Raw genomic sequence first — 16520 nt, 5'->3', positions numbered from 1 at the left:
CGGGCAGCGACCGGCGGGAGTGCTCACTGCTTCGTATAGGTCAGCCGTTCCCCGCTGCTGGTGTTCACGCGCTGGAGCGTGCCGTCCGGGAGGAGGGTCACCTCCGTGGCCGCGCCCGGGGTGCAGGCGGTGCGCGGCTGCCCGGCCTTGACGCTGGACGGGCCGATGCTCAGCGTGCCGCCGGCCCCGGGTGCCGCGCTCAGCCGGCCCTCGAAGACGCAGTGGTACGTGCCGCCTCCCTTGGTCGGGCCGTCGGCCACGAGGGACAGGACCGTGTCGCCCGGTTCGCCCTGCTGGAGGGTGAGCGAACGGCTGTGCTCGCCGTCGGCGTTATCGATGGTCGTGGTCCAGGTGCCGAGATAGCCGGACGGGATCGTGCCGTCCGCCGGTGAGGGGGACGTGTCCGGCTGCGAGGTGGTCGGGGAGGGACCCGGGGTGGTCGGGGACGCTCCCGTGCTCTGCGTGCCGCCGCGCCCGTCGTCGGCCCGGTCCTCGTCGCCGCCCTGCATCAGGGCGTAGACCGACCCGCCCGCGAGGAGCGCGACGACCAGCGCGACCACGACGAGCAGCGCGGTGGACCGGCCGTCCCCGCGCGCCGGCCGGGGTTGCGGGGGGCCGTACGGCGGAGTCGTGCCGTAGGGCGGCGGTCCGTAGGGCGGGGTGGCGCCGAGGCCGCCGTAGGCGGGGTGGGGCGCGGGTACGGCCGGGGTTCCTGGCTGCGGATGCTGCTGGGGATAGCCGTACGCCGGGTACGGGGGCGGGGGCGTTCCGGGTTGCGGGCCGGGTTGCGGGTGGGGCGGGGCGCCCGCGGGCTGCGGCTGCCGGGAGGCGGGGGCCGCGCTCTGGCCCGCGGCCATGGTGGGCAGGTGGTTCAGCGGCGGGCCCTCGCCGGGTCTGCCCGGCGGGGGTGGGCCTGCGGGCGCGGCGGGCGCTGCCGCCGGGGCCGGGGGGAGCGCGGGGCGCCGCGAGGACTCGTCGGCGGCGGGGGCATGGTCGGGGGTGGGGCCGGGGCCGGGTTTCTCCGCCGGGGCCGGCCCCGGCTGCTGCGCGGCGTCGCGCTTCGGCTGCGGGCCGGCGGAGGCCGGGCGCGCGGTGCCCCGCGCCCCTCCGGCGGGCCCGGCCGCCCCCTCCGGGTCCTCCGTGTCCAGCAACCGCACCGCGTGCCGCCCCAGTTGGGCGACCAGTGCGCTCGGCAGCCAGGGGTCGAGGGCGCGGCCGTCGGAGACGGTGTCGTCGGCGCCCGTGCGCTGCAGGATGCGGTCGAGGGAGGGCCGGGCGGCGGGGTCCTTGCGCAGGCAGTCCCGGACGAGGTCGGCGATGCCCTCGGGGACGCCCTCCAGGTCCGGTTCCTCCTGGGCGATGCGGAACATCATGGCGTGCACGCCGCTGTTGGCGGTGCCGAAGGGCAGGGCGCCGGTCGCGGCGTAGGCGAGGACGGAGCCGAGGCAGAAGACGTCGCACGCCGGGGTGATGCGGTCGCCCCGCACCTGCTCGGGCGCCATGAAGCCGGGCGATCCGACGAGCGCGCCGGTGCGGGTGAGGCCGCCGTCCGTCACGGTCTCCAGGGCGCGGGCGATGCCGAAGTCGATGACGCGCGGGCCGTCGATGGTGACCAGCACGTTGGACGGCTTGAGGTCGCGGTGGACGATGCCGGCGGCGTGGATGTCCTTGAGCGCGTGCGCGAGCCCGGCCGCGAGGATGCGGACCGTCCGCTCGGGCAGGGCACCGTGGTCGTGCCCGACGACCTGCTGCAGACTCGGCCCGGCGACGTAGCCGGTGGCGACCCACGGCACGGCCGCCTCGGTGTCGGCGTCCAGCACCGGCGCGGTCCAGTACCCGCCGACCCGCCGCGCGGCCTGCACCTCCTGGCGGAACCGCTCCCGGAACTCCTCCTGCGCGGCCAGTTCCTCACGGACCAGCTTCACGGCGACCGTACGGCCCCGCTCCGAGCGGGCCAGGTACACGTGCCCCATGCCCCCCGCACCGAGCCGCGCCAGCAGCCGGTACGCACCGATGTGCTGCGGATCCCCGGGCCCCAGCTTCTCCATCGCTCAGCCGCCTTCCCCCCACACGTGAGCAACAGACCGAGAATAGTGCGGGGCCGGGGCGGGGTGACCTGGACAACCTCTACGGTTCCGTAACAGGCGGACCGACCTGGTCCAGCACCTTGGACAGCCGTTCCAGCATCCGCACCGCATCCGCCAGTTCCTCCTCCCCGAACGCCTCCGCCAGCCGGTCGGCGAACGCCGCGTGTCCGGGGTCGATCCGGGCGATCGCCGCACGCCCCTGCCCGGTCGGCGCGAGGAGCTTGGCGCGGCGGTGCGCCGGGTTCGGCCGGTACTCCGCGAGTTCCTTCTCGACCAGCAGGTCGGCGATGCGCTGCACGCTCTGCCGTGTGATGCCCATGGCGCGGGCGATGCCGGAGACGGGCAGCGGCTCCCCGAGGACCGCGCCGAGGACCTGCCACCAGGCGGCGGTGAGCCCGGCGGGCCGGGCCAGTTCCTCCGCGACGGCGAGGAACTGGCCGTTGAGCCGGAACACCCCGAGGGCGCTGCTGCTGAGCAGTTCCTGACGCTCCCGGCTCACAGCGCCCCGGCCTTCTCCAGCACCCCGTACGCCGCCGCGTCGGAGTCGTGGAACAGCCGGTACCAGGCGTCGAGCACCTCGCCCTGGTAGACCCCGAGCAGCCGCAGGACCTCCCGGGCGAACGCGACCGGCTCGGTCGGTCCTGCGGTGACCAGGCCGCGGTCGGTGACGGCGTCGGTCTCGACGTAGCGCCCGCCGCCCGCGTAGCCGGTCGCGGCGAGGTAGAAGGAGACCGCGCTGGTGTGGTCGCGGTCGTCGAGCAGGCCCTCGCGGGCGAGCCCGGCGGTGGCGCCGCAGATCGCGGCGACGGGCACGCCCGCGTCGAGGAAGGCACGGGCCGTGCGGGCGAAGGGCGCGAGGTCGCCGGACGTGTCCCACAGGTCGGCGCCCGGGAGGATCAGCAGGGCGCTGTCCTCGGGGCGCAGGTCCGCCAGGGCCAGGTCGGGAAGGACGCGCAGTCCGCCGGTGCTCCGCACGGGGGCGGTGGACGGGCCGACGGTGCGGACCTCGTGGCCGGCGCGGGCGAGGTGGGCCGTGGCGTGGCCGGTCTCCCAGTCGGCGAGGGTGTCGTAGACGGCGAGATGGACGGGCTTGCGGGTCATGGTGCCTCCTCGTTCCGAAGTATGACAACATACTGTCGTTTGGACAGGATGTTGTCAAGAGGCCGTTCCCGCGCGGCCGTCCCGTCGACAACCTGTCGCGGAAACCCCCGGACCTCACACACGACGCCGATTTCGCGCCCGTATCCCGCGTGCCTACGCTCGCCCGCATGACCCCTCAGCCGAACCCCGAAGCCGGTGCCGCCGTCAAGGCCGCCGACCGTGACCACGTGTTCCACTCCTGGTCCGCGCAGGAGCTCATCGACCCGCTCGCCGTCGCCGGTGCCGAGGGGTCGTACTTCTGGGACTACGACGGCCGCCGCTACCTCGACTTCTCCAGCGGGCTCGTCTACACGAACATCGGCTACCAGCACCCGAAGGTCGTCGCCGCGATCCAGGAGCAGGCGGCGACGATGACGACCTTCGCGCCCGCCTTCGCGGTCGAGGCGCGCTCGGAGGCGGCCCGGCTGATCGCCGAGCGGACCCCGGGCGACCTGGACAAGATCTTCTTCACCAACGGCGGCGCCGACGCCGTCGAGCACGCCCTCCGGATGGCCCGGCTGCACACGGGCCGCCCGAAGGTGCTCTCGGCGTACCGCTCGTACCACGGCGGCACCCAGCAGGCCGTGAACGTCACCGGCGACCCGCGCCGCTGGGCCTCCGACAGCGGCACGGCCGGGGTCGTGCACTTCTGGGCGCCCTACCTCTACCGCTCCCGCTTCTACGCCGAGACCGAGGAGCAGGAGTGCGCGCGGGCGCTGGAGCACCTGGAGACGACGATTCGCTTCGAGGGGCCCTCGACCGTCGCGGCGATCATCCTGGAGACCGTCCCCGGAACGGCCGGGATCATGGTCCCGCCGCCCGGCTACCTCGCCGGGGTGCGGGAGCTGTGCGACACGTACGGGATCGTCTTCGTCCTGGACGAGGTCATGGCCGGGTTCGGGCGGACCGGTGAGTGGTTCGCGGCGGACCTGTTCGACGTCACGCCCGACCTGCTGACCTTCGCCAAGGGCGTGAACAGCGGCTACGTGCCGCTGGGCGGTGTCGCGATCTCCGGCGCGATAGCGGAGACGTTCGGGAAGCGGCCCTACCCCGGCGGCCTGACGTACTCCGGGCACCCGCTGGCCTGCGCGGCGGCGGTGGCGACGATCAACGTGATGGCGGAGGAGGGCGTCGTCGAGAACGCGGCCCGGCTGGGCGCCGACGTCGTCGGACCGGAGCTGCGCGCGCTCGCCGAGCGGCACCCGAGCGTCGGCGAGGTGCGCGGCACGGGCATGTTCTGGGCGCTGGAGCTGGTGCGCGATCGCGAGACGCGGGAGCCGCTGGTGCCGTACAACGCGGCCGGTGAGGCGAACGCCCCCATGGCCGCCTTCGCCGCCGCCGCGAAGAAGGGCGGCCTGTGGCCCTTCGTGAACATGAACCGGACACACGTCGTGCCGCCCTGCAACATCGGCGAGGCCGAGCTCAAGGAGGGCCTGGCGGCGCTGGACGCGGCGCTCTCGGTCGCGGACGAGCACACGCGGTAGACAGCGGGTACGCGCGGTAAACACCTGTAAACCCGTCAGTAACCGGCAGCCTCGCCCCTCATTCGAACGCGTAAGGTGGCGTGCTCGTAGACATCCATATACGCGCACGCCACCCGAACGCGACGAGGGAGACGCCCCGACCATGCCCGCCAGCTCCGGCAACGGCGCCGTGACGCGCAGCACCCTGCGGCAGCAGATCGCCGACGCGCTTCGTGACGAGGTGCTGGCCGGGCGGCTCCAGCCGGGGCAGGAGTTCACGGTCAAGGAGATCGCCGAGCAGTACGGGGTGTCCGCGACGCCCGTGCGCGAGGCGCTCGTCGATCTCTCCGCACAGGGGCTCCTCGACGCCGACCAGCACCGGGGCTTCAGGGTCCGCGAGTACTCGGTCGAGGACTTCCGCGGCATGATCGAGGCCCGCGGGCTTGTCATCGAGGGCATGTTCCTCGCGCTGGCCGAGGGGCGGCCGGGCGCGGTGCGCCCGGACGATCCCCGGTCCGCCGCCGTCGTCGCCGGGGTTCGCAGGCGCGGCGAGGAGGCGCAGCGGGCCGCCGCGGCCGGTGACCTCACCGTCCTCATAGGCTACGACCTGCGCTTCTGGCGCGAGCTCGGCGCCTGCTTCGGCAACCCCTACCTCGCCGACTTCCTGCACCGGCTGCGCGTGCAGACCTGGGTCTGCGCGGTGCAGCACCTGCGCCGGCTCACCGACCTGCGGGGCGAGCTGTGGGCCGGTCACACCCAGCTGGTCGACGCCCTGATCGACCGCGACAACGACGCCGCCCGGGCGATCGTCGCCGCGTACAACGCGCACTCGGTCACCCTCATCGAGCGGCTCGCCTCCCGATGACCTGCGTCGCCGCTGTCCGTATGGGTATGGGACATGCACGGCGGGAGCCGTGACAGCGGCGCACCGCTACCCTTCTTGACCACCGTGCTACCCGACCACCGCGCTGAGCGAGGAGCCTTCTTTGGCCTGTGACCTGTGGCTGGTACCGCTCGTCGACGTGTTGTGCCACACGCCGGACAACCCCTTCGCCGAGGAACTCGCGCAATACAACAAGGTGCTCGCGGAGGCCGGTCTGCCGCCGGTGCCGGTGTACCAGTACATGCCGGGCCTGTCCGGCGAGGTCGCCCCGGTCGCGGGCTTCGACTACGACGCGCTGCACTTCCTGCGCCGCGCCTACCTGCTCCAGGTGTGCGGCCTGCCGGTGACGCCCGTGGACGAACTCGGCGGCGACTACGAGCAGTTGCTGGAGATGTTCGAGTCGACGGCCCAGCAGTCGCACCTGGTCTGGCACTACGACCACGCGGGCGCCTACGTCCCGGTCGACTTCCCCGGCCCGCTCGCCGACGACGATCTCCTCGCGGGCGGCGGCCCGCTGGGCTCCTCGCACGCCCTGCTGCGCGAACTGGAGCTGGTCGCCCCGGCCATCGGGATCGACCCGGCGAACCCGCCGGCGGCCCCCCAGCCGCCGCTCGCCCCGACGGAGCTGGAGGAACCCGCCGTTCCCGCCCCGTACGACCCGAGCCCGTTCGCCCGCGAGCGGCACGTGTGGCTCGGGCTGCACGCGGCCGTGACGCGCAGTCTGGCCCAGGGGTCGATGATCGTCTTCAGCTGAGCCGGCGCCTCACCGTCCCAGCTGCGAGAGGCCCTTCTGCACGTCCTCCATGTTCATCACGGGCGTGTAGGAGATCTCCGCGTCCAGCTGGAGGAAGAAGGGCTCGCTGATGACCGGCATCTGCCAGCTGTCCTGCATGTCGAAGAACACGTAGGCGGTGCGCTTGCCGTGGTCGGTGGTGAAGTAGGCCGCTTCGGGCTTGATCTGTTCCATCGACTCCTGGATCAGCTTCCCCAGGGTGCCGTTCCGGATGAGTTCGTTGGACTTCTCGGTGTCCATGCTCATCTTGAGCAGTACGCGCATCGTGGTCACCTTCTTCTGGTCGACGCACGTGGGGGTGTGAATTCAGCGTATGCCGGTTCCGGGCAAGTCTCCTTTCCGGGCATGCCCGACAACCTCTGGCGCGGCACGCCCGACGGACCTATCTGGGTCGCGCTCGCCGGGCCCCGCGTCCAGGCCCTCGACCTGCTGCACCGCAGCGCGCCCGGCGTCCGGGCCGCCGCCGTACGCGCCCCGTTCCGCCCCGTCGGCACGATCGCCCTCCAGGCCTACGACGACCAGGGCCGCGTCGTCCACCACCTCGGCCGCCGCCACTCCGGCTACCGCATGCCCACCGGCGTCTGCGAAGCGGGCGGGCACCTGATCCTCGGCAGCATCTGGGAACGGGGCGTCGCCGTCTGCGAGCCGCCCGCCCCGAAGTGACCTGCGCCGACCGCCCCGGAGCGACCTGCACCGCCTGCTCCGGAGCCGACTGCACCGCCCGCCGCGAAGCGACTTGCGACGGAACGCGGGCCGCCCCCCGTGTGCACGAGGAGCGGCCCGCGGACGTCGGGACCGGTCAGAGGAACGAGTTGATCTCGATCGTCTCGTCGCGGCCGGGGCCCACGCCGATCGCGGAGATCGGGGCGCCGGACATCTCCTCCAGCGCCTTCACGTACGCCTGGGCGTTCTTCGGCAGGTCGGAGAAGGACTTGGCCTTGGAGATGTCCTCGCTCCAGCCCGGCAGCATCTCGTAGACCGGCTTCGCGTGGTGGAAGTCGGTCTGCGAGTAGGGCAGCTCCTCGACGCGCTTGCCGTCGATCTCGTACGCGACGCAGACCGGGATCTGCTCCCAGCCGGTGAGGACGTCGAGCTTGGTGAGGAAGAAGTCGGTCAGGCCGTTCACGCGGGTCGCGTAGCGGGCGATGACCGCGTCGAACCAGCCGCAGCGGCGGTCACGGCCGGTGGTGACACCACGCTCGCCGCCGATGCGGCGCAGCGCCTCGCCGTCCTCGTCGAACAGCTCGGTCGGGAACGGGCCGGCGCCGACGCGGGTGGTGTACGCCTTGAGGATGCCGATGACCCGGCTGATCTTCGTCGGGCCCACGCCGGCACCGGTGCAGGCGCCGCCCGCGGTCGGGTTCGACGAGGTGACGAAGGGGTACGTGCCGTGGTCGATGTCGAGCAGCGTGCCCTGGCCGCCCTCGAACAGGACGACCTTGTCGTCCTCCAGCGCCTGGTTGAGCACCAGGACGGTGTCGGAGACGTACGGGGCGAGCTTGTCGGCGTAGCCCAGCAGCTCCTCGACCACCTGGTCCACGGCGATGGCGCGGCGGTTGTAGAGCTTGGTGAGGACCTGGTTCTTGACGTCGAGGGCCGCCTCGACCTTCTGCGTGAGGATCGACTCGTCGTAGAGGTCCTGCACGCGGATGCCGACGCGGTTGATCTTGTCGGCGTAGGTCGGGCCGATGCCGCGCCCGGTGGTACCGATCTTCCGCTTGCCGAGGAAGCGCTCGGTCACCTTGTCCACCGTCACGTTGTACGGGGTGATGATGTGCGCGTTTCCGCTGAGGAGGAGCTTGGACGTGTCGACGCCACGCTCGTTCAGACCGCTCAGCTCGGAGAGCAGGACCGACGGGTCGACGACGACGCCGTTTCCGATGACCGGCGTACAGCCGGGAGACAGGATTCCGGAAGGGAGGAGGTGCAGTGCGTACTTCTGGTCACCCACGACCACCGTGTGGCCGGCGTTGTTGCCGCCCTGGTAGCGCACCACATAGTCCACGGAGCCACCGAGAAGGTCGGTGGCCTTTCCCTTGCCTTCGTCACCCCACTGAGCACCGAGCAGCACAAGTGCGGGCACGCGCGTACACCCCTTCCGGGCGGGGCATGTCCATGGTCGAGGGCGTACGCGGAGAATCGCAGCCGCGTGCACCGCGACCGCCGTTGGCCGCCAACCGTCGGACCGGATGCCCCGGAATAGACGAAGCCCCTGGCGCAATAGCGCAAGGGGCTCTTGCACAAAGATGCTACCCGAGGAAGCGAGGCATGGCCGAGGTGGCGACTTCCGCGACGTCCGAGCAGCTGTTGGTGGTGGTCGACCCGGCCGCCCGTAGGTCGGACGGCGAGTCCGTACGGATCGCGAAAGACGTGCTCGGCGCGGGTGCCGGCATGAAGCTGTGCCTGCCGGACGGGCCGGAGGAGTTCGCCCGGGCGCTGGCCCGGCGGGGCTCGCGGCGGCCGGTGGTGGTGGGCGACGACCGGACCCTGATCCGCGCGGTGGCGCTGCTGCACCGCCACCGGGAGCTGGCCGGATGCCCGCTGTCGGTGGTGCCGGTCGGGGGCACGCTGTCCCTGGCCCGGTCGCTGGGGGTGCCGACGGGGACGGTGGCGGCGGCTCGGGCGGTGCTCGACGGGGTCGAGCGGCGCATGGACCTGATGGTCGACGACAGCGACGGGGTGGTGCTCGGCGCGCTGCGAATACCGCCCTTGCCGTCCGCCCCGGCCGGGCCCGGGCGGACGGCCGCGCCGGAGCCGGACGACGAACCGGCCCGGCCCTGGCTGCGGACCTGCCAGTCCCTGGTCCGGACCCTGGTGCCCGCGGGCCGTCCCTCGCGTCTCGCCGCCGCGCCCGAGCCGGGGCCGTCGCGGCTGCGGGTCGAGGTGGACGGGAAGACCCTCGTCGATCTGGACCAGCCGGTGGAGGCGGTGTCGGTGGCACCGGCCGCGGCCGGGGTGGCGTCGGTGGAGGTCAGACCGGTGTCGGTGGGCGCGGAGGCCTCACCGCTGCTGGCGGAGGGCCGCACGGTGACGGTGTCCGGGGCGCATTTCCGCTATCGCGCGGACTCGGTGGTGTCGGGGCCGGTGCGGACCCGGACGTGGGTGGTGCGGGAGGCTGCGTGGGGGCTGACGGTTCCGGCGGGGCGGTGAGGCGGGCCGGGCGCTTGCGGACCGACGTGCCGGCAGGCGGTGGGTCAGCCCCCGGCGGCCGGTCCGAACGTCTTGTCCCGGTGCTCCCGCCAGCGCTCCATCAGCGCGGCGAGTTCGGTCTCGATGAACTCGAAGAACGCGAGCGTCTCGGCCAGGCGACGGCCGGCCGGGGTGTCGGGGCCGAGGCTGGTGACGCCCTCGCGCAGGGCGCTCTCCCAGCGCCTCAGCACGTTCTCGCGGTTGGTCAGGGCCTCGTACCACTGGTCGCCGTGCACCCGGTAGCGCTCCCGGCGCGAGCCCGGTTCCCGCTCGCGCGAGACCATGTGCGTCTGGGCGAGGTAGCGCACCGCCCCGGACACCGCAGCGGGACTGATCCGCAGCTGCTCCCCCAGCTCGGCGGAGGTCATCGAGCCCGCGTCGGAGGACAGGAGCGCCGCGAAGACCCGGGCGGGCATGCGCGTCATGCCCGCCTCGACGAGCTGTGCCGCGAAGGACTCCACGAACCTCGACACGGCCTGCGCGTCCCGGCCGCCACCGGCTGATTCCGTCATGGCATTCACCCTAACCGTGATTCACATGGTTCCTTAACTTCACAAATTTCTGAAAGAAGCGTACGTTCTGAAGCATGACGAAGGCCATCACCGTCTCCGGACTGCACAAGTCCTTCGGGCGGACGCATGCGCTCGACGGGCTCGACCTGGAGGTCGCCGCCGGCGAGGTCCACGGCTTCCTCGGACCCAACGGCGCCGGGAAGTCCACCGCCATCCGGGTCCTGCTCGGCCTGCTGCGCGCCGACTCGGGTGCCGCGCAGGTGCTCGGCCGCGACCCGTGGCGGGACGCGGTGGAGGTGCACCGCCGGATCGCCTACGTCCCCGGCGACGTGACCCTGTGGCGCAACCTCTCCGGCGGCGAGGTCATCGACCTGTACGGCCGGCTGCGCGGCGGGCTCGACGCGAGGCGCCGTGCGGAGCTGGTCGAACGCTTCGAACTCGACCCCACCAAGAAGGGCCGCACCTACTCCAAGGGCAACCGGCAGAAGGTCGCCCTGGTCGCCGCGTTCGCCTCGGACGTGGACCTGCTGATCCTGGACGAGCCGACCTCGGGTCTTGACCCGCTGATGGAGGAGGTCTTCCAGGCCTGCGTCGAGGAGGAGCGCGACCGGGGCCGCACCGTCCTGCTCTCCTCCCACATCCTCAGCGAGGTCGAGGAGCTGTGCGACCGGGTGAGCATCATCCGCAAGGGCCGTACGGTCGAGAGCGGTTCCCTCGCCGACCTGCGGCATCTGACCCGCACCAGCGTCGTCGCCGAACTCGCCGGTCCGCCGAACGGGCTCGCGGCCCTGCCCGGCGTCCACGACCTCGACGTCCGGGGCCACCGCGTCCGGCTCCAGGTCGACACCGACCGGCTGGACGGCGTCCTGCGGTCGCTGACCGAGTCGGGCATCCGGTCGCTGACGTCGACGCCGCCCACCCTGGAGGAACTCTTCCTGCGGCACTACCAGGACGAGACGGCCGGGGCGGTGGCCCGATGACGGCGATCGCGGTACGGCCCGGCAGCTCTTCCCCACTCGCCGGCACGGGCACGCTGCTGCGGTTCGCACTGCGCCGCGACCGGCTGCTGATCCCGGTGTGGATCGCGGTCGACGCGCTCATGGTCCTCTCCATGCCCGGCACGCTGGAAGGCCTCTACGGCACCCCGGCCGAACGCGCCGGCCTGGTCCGCCAGATGGAGACCAACTCCTCGCTGCGGGCGATGGTCGGCCCGGTCTTCGGCGACTCGGTGGGCGCCCTGACGGCCTGGCGGGTCGGCATCTACGCCGGTGCCCTGGCCGCCGTGATGAGTCTGCTGGTCGTCGTGCGGCACACCCGGGACGAGGAGGAGAGCGGCCGTCAGGAGCTGGTGGCCTCCGGGATGGTGGGCCGCCGGGCCTCCCTCACGGCGGCCCTGCTGGCGGCGGGGGTCGCGAACACGGTGCTGGCGCTGCTGGTCACGGCCGGACTGGCCGGGCAGGGCACGACCGGCGCACTGGCCCTCGGGCTGGGAATCGCCGCGGCCGGAATGGTCTTCGCCACGATGGCGGCGATCGTCGCGCAGCTGACGGAGAGCGCACGGCTGGCACGCGGTCTGACGGCGGCGGTCCTGGGTGCCGCGTTCGTCCTGCGCGCCGCGGGCGACTCGGCCACGGACGACGGCTCCTCGGTCCTGACCTGGCTGTCGCCCCTGGGCTGGCTGGAGAACCTGCGGCCCTACGCCTCCGAACGCTGGTGGGTGCTGGCCCTGCTCGCCGTGTCGGTCGCCCTGCAGGCCGCGGTCGCCTACACGCTGGCCGGCCGCCGGGACATCGGCATGAGCTTCCTGCCGACCCGCCCCGGCCCCGCGTCCGGCCGCCTGGCCGGCGCGGGCGCCCTGGCCTGGCGGTTGCAGCGCGGCGGTGTGCTGGGCTGGAGCATCGGCTTCTTCCTCGCCGGGGTCGTCTACGGCGGCATGACCGAGGGCGCGGCCGATCTGGTCGGCGGCAACGCCGACGCCCGGCGCATCGTCGAGCGGATGGGCGGCCGGTCCGGGCTGACGGACGCGTTCCTGGGGTCGATGATCGGCATGCTCGGCCTGGTCGCGACCCTGTACATCGTGGCCTCGGTGCTGCGCCTGCACGGCGAGGAGACCTCGGGCCGGGCGGAACCGCTCCTGGCGAACGCGGTCGGGCGGCTCCGCTGGGCCGCCGGGCATCTGGTGATCGCCTTCGGCGGCTCCGCCCTGATCATGCTGCTGGCCGGTGCCGGATTCGCCGTCGGCTACGGCAGGCAGACCGGCCCGGTCCTGGGGGCGTGCCTGGCGCAGCTTCCGGCGGTGTGGGTGGTCGGCGGGGTGGCGGTGCTGCTGCACGGCGTCCTCCCCCGGGCGGCCCTGGCGGCGTGGGGCGTCGCCGGGGCGGTGCTGTTGATCGGCTGGGTCGGGCCCGCGCTGGATGTGCCGCAGGTGGTGCTGGACGTCTCCCCGTTCGGGCACCTGCCGAAGCTGCCGGGCGCATCCATGCAGTGGGGGCCCCTGCCGGCCCTGACCGGGCTGGCGGTGGTGCTGGTGGCCGGGGGGCTCGCGGGGCTGCGGCGACGGGACACGACCGTGTGATCAGCCCACCTCCACGGCCAGCCCCTCCAGGCCCCTGATCACGAAGTTCGGCTTCCGCACCGGCTCCGCCGCGAGCCTCAGCGCCGGCGCCCTCTCCAGCAACGCCCCCATCGACGCCGCCAGTTCGATACGGGCCAGCGGGGCGCCGATGCAGTAGTGGATGCCGGCGCTGAAGGAGATGTGGGGGTTGTCGGTGCGGGTCAGGTCGAGGGCGGCCGGGTCGCGGAACACCGCCGGGTCGTGGTTCGCGGAGCCGAAGAGCATGGCGATCTCCGCGCCCCGGGGAATCGTCGTGCCGTCGATCTCGATCTCGTCCAGGACCCAGCGTTCGAAGAGCTGGAGCGGGGTGTCGTAGCGCATCAGCTCCTCGATCGCGGAGGGGATCAGGGTGTGGTCCGCGCGGAGGGCCGACAGCTGCGCCTCGTTGCGGAACAGGGCGTACCAGCCGTTGACCGTGGCGTTCACGGTGGCCTCGTGGCCGGCGTTGAGCAGCAGGACGCAGGTGGAGATCATCTCCTGCTCGGTGAGCCGGTCGCCCTCGTCGTGGGCTTCGATGAGGCCGGAGATGAGGTCGTCGCCGGGCTCCTTGCGGCGTGCCGCGATCAGGTCGCGCAGGTAGTCGGAGAACTCGACCGACGCGCGGACCGCCCGGGCCACCGTGTCCTCGGACGGGTTCAGCTCGTACATTCCGCAGATGTCCGCCGACCAGGGGCGCAGCGGGGCCCGGTCGGACTCGGGGATGCCGAGCATCTCGGCGATCACCGCGACCGGGAGGGGCTCGGCGACGTCCTTCAGCAGGTCGCCGCCGCCCGCCGCGACCAGCGCGGACGCCAGGTCGTCGGCCAGGCCCCGCACATAGGGCTTCAGCCGCTCCACCGTGCGCGGGGTGAACGCCTTCGACACCAGCCGGCGGATCCGGGTGTGGTCCGGCGGCTCCAGGTCGAGCATCCCGTGGTCGTTGAGGGTGTGGAACGGCACGTGCTCCGGCGGGGGCGCCGTACGGCCGAACTCCTCGTGCGTGAAGCGGTGCTGGTAGGTCCGGCCCAGGCGCCGGTCGCGCAGCAGGGCCGAGACGTCCGCGTGGTGCGGGACGAGCCACTGGTTCGTCGGCTCGAACCAGTGCACGCGGCCCCGGGCGCGCAGCTCGGCGTAAGCGGGATAGGGGTCGGCGAGGAACGCCGGGTCCCACGGGTCGAAGGCAGCCATGCCGGGACGCTAGCCCCACATCACCTCCACTGACCAGGGGTGTTCCTTCACGCGGGTCGGGACGGACCGGCGAAACGAAGATCGTTAAGCTGGGCGGGCCGCCGCCCGGGCGGCAACTTCCCCCACACGGAAAGAAGTTCATGACCCACCAGCGAGCCACGCTCCGCACCCGCGTCCCCGCCCGTCTGGCCGCCTCGGCCCTGCTCGCCCTGTCGCTGACCGCGGGTGCGGTGGCGGCCAACGCCCCGGCCGCCACCGCCGCCGAGATGCCCTGCAAGCCGAGGGTGTACTACTACGTCTACAAGGGCAGCGGCGTGAACTTCCGCACGGGCGCCGGCACCGGCTACGCCTCCAAGGGCCTGCTCCACAAGAACGACTGGGGCAAGAAGGTCGCCACCAAGGGTTCCTGGATCAAGCTGAAGCTCGGCCAGAAGTCCAGGAGCGGCATCGCCAAGGGCACCACCGGCTGGGTCTCCAAGTCGTACGTGAGCGACTGCGTCCCGATGCAGCTGGACTGACCGGGCCCCCCTGCGCCGCCCCGGGCCTGCGGGCCCGCGGGCGGCGCCCCGGCTAGCCCGGTGTCACCAGCCGCGCCTCGTAGGCGAACACCGCCGCCTGCGTACGGTCCCTGAGGCCCAGCTTCACCAGGATCCGGCTGACGTGTGTCTTGATCGTCGACTCGGCGACCACCAGCCGCTCGGCGATCTCCGAGTTCGACAGGCCCTGCGCGATGAGCACCAGCACCTCCGTCTCCCGGTCGGTGAGGTCCCCGTAGGCCGCCTGTGCGGAGGGCATCAGGCGCGGGGTCTGCGAGAGCTTGGAGAACTCGGTGATCAGCCGCCTGGTCACCGACGGCGCCAGCAGCGCCTCCCCCGACGCGACCACGCGCACCCCGTCGGCGAGCTGGCGGGCCGAGGCGTCCTTGAGCAGGAAGCCGGAGGCACCCGCGCGCAGCGCCTGGTAGACGTACTCGTCGAGGTCGAAGGTCGTGAGCACCAGCACCTTCGCCGCGCCGTCGGCGGCGACGATCTCGCGGGTCGCCTCGATGCCGTTCAGTTCGGGCATGCGGATGTCCATCAGCACCACGTCCGGGGCGAGCTCGCGGACCTTGGCGACGGCTTCCCGGCCGTTCACCGCCTCGCCGACGACCTCGATGTCCGGCATCGCGTTCAGCAGGACCGAGAAGCCCTCACGCACCATCATCTGATCGTCCGCGATCAGGACGCGGATGGTCATGCGTCGCCCTCGTCCGGCAGGGCGACCGGCAGGAACACCGCCACCTCGTAACCTCCGTCGTCGCTCGCGCCCGCCGTCATCTCCCCGTTCAGCATCGACACCCGCTCGCGCATGCCCGTGATGCCGTGCCCCGCGCCGGGCGAGGGCTTGATCAGGCTCGGATTCGGCGGCGGGCCGTTGACGATGCGCAGGCCCAGGCCGCCCAGCACGTACCCGATCTCCACCCGGGCGCTCGCGCCGGGCGCGTGCCGCAGGGTGTTGCTCAGCGCCTCCTGCACGATGCGGTACGCCGACAGCTCCACGCCCTGGGGCAGCTCGCGCACCGCGCCGGTCACCACCTTGTCGACGCCCAGCCCGGCCTCCCGCACATTGGCCAGCAGCCCCTCCAGGTCGGCGAGCGTCGGCTGCGGGGCGTCCGGGGCCTCGTAGTCCTCGGCGCGGACGACGCCCAGGACGCGGCGCAGTTCGGTCAGCGCCGCCACCGCGTTCTCCCGGATGGTGGCGAACGCCTTCTCCAGCTCCGGCGGCGGGTTGTCCACGCGGTAGGGCGCGGCCTCCGCCTGGATGGCGACCACCGACATGTGGTGGGCGACGACGTCGTGCAGCTCGCGGGCGATCGTCGTGCGCTCCTCCAGCAGCGTGCGGCGGGAGCGCTCGTGCGCGGTGACCGTCTGCTGGGCGGTGACCTCCTGCTCGGCGTGACGGCGGATGTGCCAGACGGTGACGCACAGCAGGAACAGCGCCGAGACGATCAGCATGGCGCCGGAGTTGCTGCCGTACATGGAGGTCGGGCCGATGCCGCTGTCCGCGATGATCGCGTAGAGCGCGGTCAGCGCCCACATCCACCCGGCCGTGCGCGGCCGGGTGCGGATCGCCACGACCGTCAGCACGGTCAGATGACTGACGAAGCTGCCGGCCGCCCACGGCCATTCGAACCAGCGGCTGCCGACCAGGGCCACGATCGGGGTGGACACCATGGACGCCCAGAACGCCCCCACCGGCCGCACCATGGTCAGCAGCACCGGAACCGCGCAGAACAGACCCATCAGAGCGGCGGGCCCACCGGAGTCGACGGTGGCGAACGCCACGGATATCAGGGCCGCCGCGACGATCAGTGCGTGCGGCGTCCAGGCCGCGAGCTCGCGCAGGCGGCCGGGCAGCCGCCGGGCGAACCGCCCGTCCGTGCGCCGGCCCGCCAGCGGCCGGTAGGCGAAGGCGTTCTGGAAGAGGTCCTGCCGCAGGCCGCGCAGGGAGTCCACCGCCACCCGGTACTCCGGGCTGCGCGGCACGGCCCCGCCCCCCGGCGGCGTCGTCTGCATCTGAGTCGTCTCGGTCACGTACAGAACGGTAAGCGGCCCCCGAGGTCCCGGTCGTCCCCAGTGAGAGGGGTTCCCCGGCGTCCCTCTCAGGTACTACGGGGATCCGCCGGCCGCCGC

16 protein-coding genes and 1 pseudogene are annotated in these 16520 nt (G+C 72.7%); 8 read left to right on the top strand and 9 right to left on the bottom strand.

Going from position 1 to position 16520, the window contains the following annotated elements:
* Window positions 1-23 precede the first annotated feature (23 nt).
* The 3 genes from AB0937_RS01070 to AB0937_RS01060 form a co-directional block, all read right to left on the bottom strand.
* Entirely contained in the window at window positions 24-2048 is a 2025-nt protein-coding gene (locus tag AB0937_RS01070) for a protein kinase (protein ID WP_366708844.1), read from the bottom strand.
* 79 nt (window positions 2049-2127) lie between these two features.
* The gene (locus tag AB0937_RS01065) at window positions 2128-2586 is read right to left on the bottom strand and encodes a MarR family transcriptional regulator (RefSeq protein WP_366708843.1); all 459 of its coding nucleotides are present in this window, start codon (window positions 2584-2586) and stop codon (window positions 2128-2130) included.
* Window positions 2583-3188, bottom strand: coding sequence for a DJ-1/PfpI family protein (locus tag AB0937_RS01060; RefSeq protein ID WP_366708842.1), 606 nt, complete (start codon window positions 3186-3188; stop codon window positions 2583-2585). Before AB0937_RS01060 ends, AB0937_RS01065 begins: the two co-directional genes overlap by 4 nt.
* Window positions 3189-3355: 167 nt before the next feature.
* Here AB0937_RS01060 and AB0937_RS01055 point away from each other — a divergent pair, with 167 nt between their 5' ends.
* The 3 genes from AB0937_RS01055 to AB0937_RS01045 all read left to right on the top strand — a co-directional run bounded on the left by AB0937_RS01055 (window position 3356) and on the right by AB0937_RS01045 (window position 6327).
* Window positions 3356-4711 (top strand): aspartate aminotransferase family protein, encoded by a 1356-nt coding sequence (locus tag AB0937_RS01055; RefSeq protein ID WP_366708841.1) that lies wholly within the window; start codon window positions 3356-3358, stop codon window positions 4709-4711.
* Between the two features lie 142 nt (window positions 4712-4853).
* Entirely contained in the window at window positions 4854-5555 is a 702-nt protein-coding gene (locus tag AB0937_RS01050; protein ID WP_366708840.1) for a GntR family transcriptional regulator, read from the top strand.
* Window positions 5556-5676: 121 nt separating this feature from the next.
* Window positions 5677-6327: a hypothetical protein gene (locus AB0937_RS01045; protein WP_234849520.1), complete on the top strand. Its 651-nt coding sequence runs from the start codon at window positions 5677-5679 to the stop codon at window positions 6325-6327.
* Between the two features lie 9 nt (window positions 6328-6336).
* On the opposite strand, the gene AB0937_RS01040 is transcribed toward AB0937_RS01045, so the two are convergent.
* Window positions 6337-6630, bottom strand: coding sequence for a hypothetical protein (locus AB0937_RS01040; protein WP_031109636.1), 294 nt, complete (start codon window positions 6628-6630; stop codon window positions 6337-6339).
* Between the two features lie 69 nt (window positions 6631-6699).
* Between AB0937_RS01040 and AB0937_RS01035 the strand changes: the two are divergent.
* Window positions 6700-7029: pseudogene (locus AB0937_RS01035) on the top strand (SMP-30/gluconolactonase/LRE family protein); the annotation flags it as partial.
* A gap of 136 nt (window positions 7030-7165) precedes the next feature.
* Here AB0937_RS01035 and AB0937_RS01030 read toward each other — a convergent pair.
* The gene (locus AB0937_RS01030; RefSeq protein ID WP_053670473.1) at window positions 7166-8449 is read right to left on the bottom strand and encodes an adenylosuccinate synthase; all 1284 of its coding nucleotides are present in this window, start codon (window positions 8447-8449) and stop codon (window positions 7166-7168) included.
* Window positions 8450-8634: 185 nt separating this feature from the next.
* Between AB0937_RS01030 and AB0937_RS01025 the strand changes: the two genes are divergently transcribed.
* Entirely contained in the window at window positions 8635-9516 is an 882-nt protein-coding gene (locus tag AB0937_RS01025; RefSeq protein ID WP_366708839.1) for a diacylglycerol kinase family protein, read from the top strand.
* Between the two features lie 44 nt (window positions 9517-9560).
* On the opposite strand, the gene AB0937_RS01020 is transcribed toward AB0937_RS01025, so the two are convergent.
* Window positions 9561-10067, bottom strand: coding sequence for a MarR family transcriptional regulator (locus AB0937_RS01020; RefSeq protein ID WP_366708838.1), 507 nt, complete (start codon window positions 10065-10067; stop codon window positions 9561-9563).
* A gap of 74 nt (window positions 10068-10141) precedes the next feature.
* On the opposite strand from AB0937_RS01020, the gene AB0937_RS01015 reads away from it, so the two are divergent.
* Both AB0937_RS01015 and AB0937_RS01010 read left to right on the top strand, forming a co-directional pair.
* Complete coding sequence (locus AB0937_RS01015) at window positions 10142-11047, top strand: ABC transporter ATP-binding protein (protein WP_366708837.1); 906 nt, start codon at window positions 10142-10144, stop codon at window positions 11045-11047.
* Complete coding sequence (locus AB0937_RS01010; protein WP_366708836.1) at window positions 11044-12642, top strand: ABC transporter permease; 1599 nt, start codon at window positions 11044-11046, stop codon at window positions 12640-12642. Before AB0937_RS01015 ends, AB0937_RS01010 begins: the two co-directional genes overlap by 4 nt.
* Here the strand turns inward: AB0937_RS01010 and AB0937_RS01005 are convergent, their stop codons facing one another.
* The gene (locus AB0937_RS01005) at window positions 12643-13848 is read right to left on the bottom strand and encodes a cytochrome P450 (protein WP_366708835.1); all 1206 of its coding nucleotides are present in this window, start codon (window positions 13846-13848) and stop codon (window positions 12643-12645) included. It lies immediately after the preceding gene.
* 140 nt (window positions 13849-13988) lie between these two features.
* Between AB0937_RS01005 and AB0937_RS01000 the strand changes: the two genes are divergently transcribed.
* Window positions 13989-14366, top strand: coding sequence for an SH3 domain-containing protein (locus AB0937_RS01000; RefSeq protein ID WP_366708834.1), 378 nt, complete (start codon window positions 13989-13991; stop codon window positions 14364-14366).
* A 52-nt stretch (window positions 14367-14418) separates the two neighbouring features.
* On the opposite strand, the gene AB0937_RS00995 is transcribed toward AB0937_RS01000, so the two are convergent.
* Entirely contained in the window at window positions 14419-15084 is a 666-nt protein-coding gene (locus AB0937_RS00995) for a response regulator transcription factor (RefSeq protein ID WP_366708833.1), read from the bottom strand.
* Complete coding sequence (locus tag AB0937_RS00990; protein ID WP_366708832.1) at window positions 15081-16421, bottom strand: histidine kinase; 1341 nt, start codon at window positions 16419-16421, stop codon at window positions 15081-15083. The genes AB0937_RS00995 and AB0937_RS00990 overlap by 4 nt, the downstream gene beginning before the upstream one ends.
* Window positions 16422-16520: the final 99 nt, after the last annotated feature.

The organism is Streptomyces sp. NPDC047880, from assembly GCF_040706515.1.
Lineage (GTDB): Bacteria > Actinomycetota > Actinomycetes > Streptomycetales > Streptomycetaceae > Streptomyces.
This window is presented reverse-complemented; position numbering and strand designations above follow the sequence as displayed.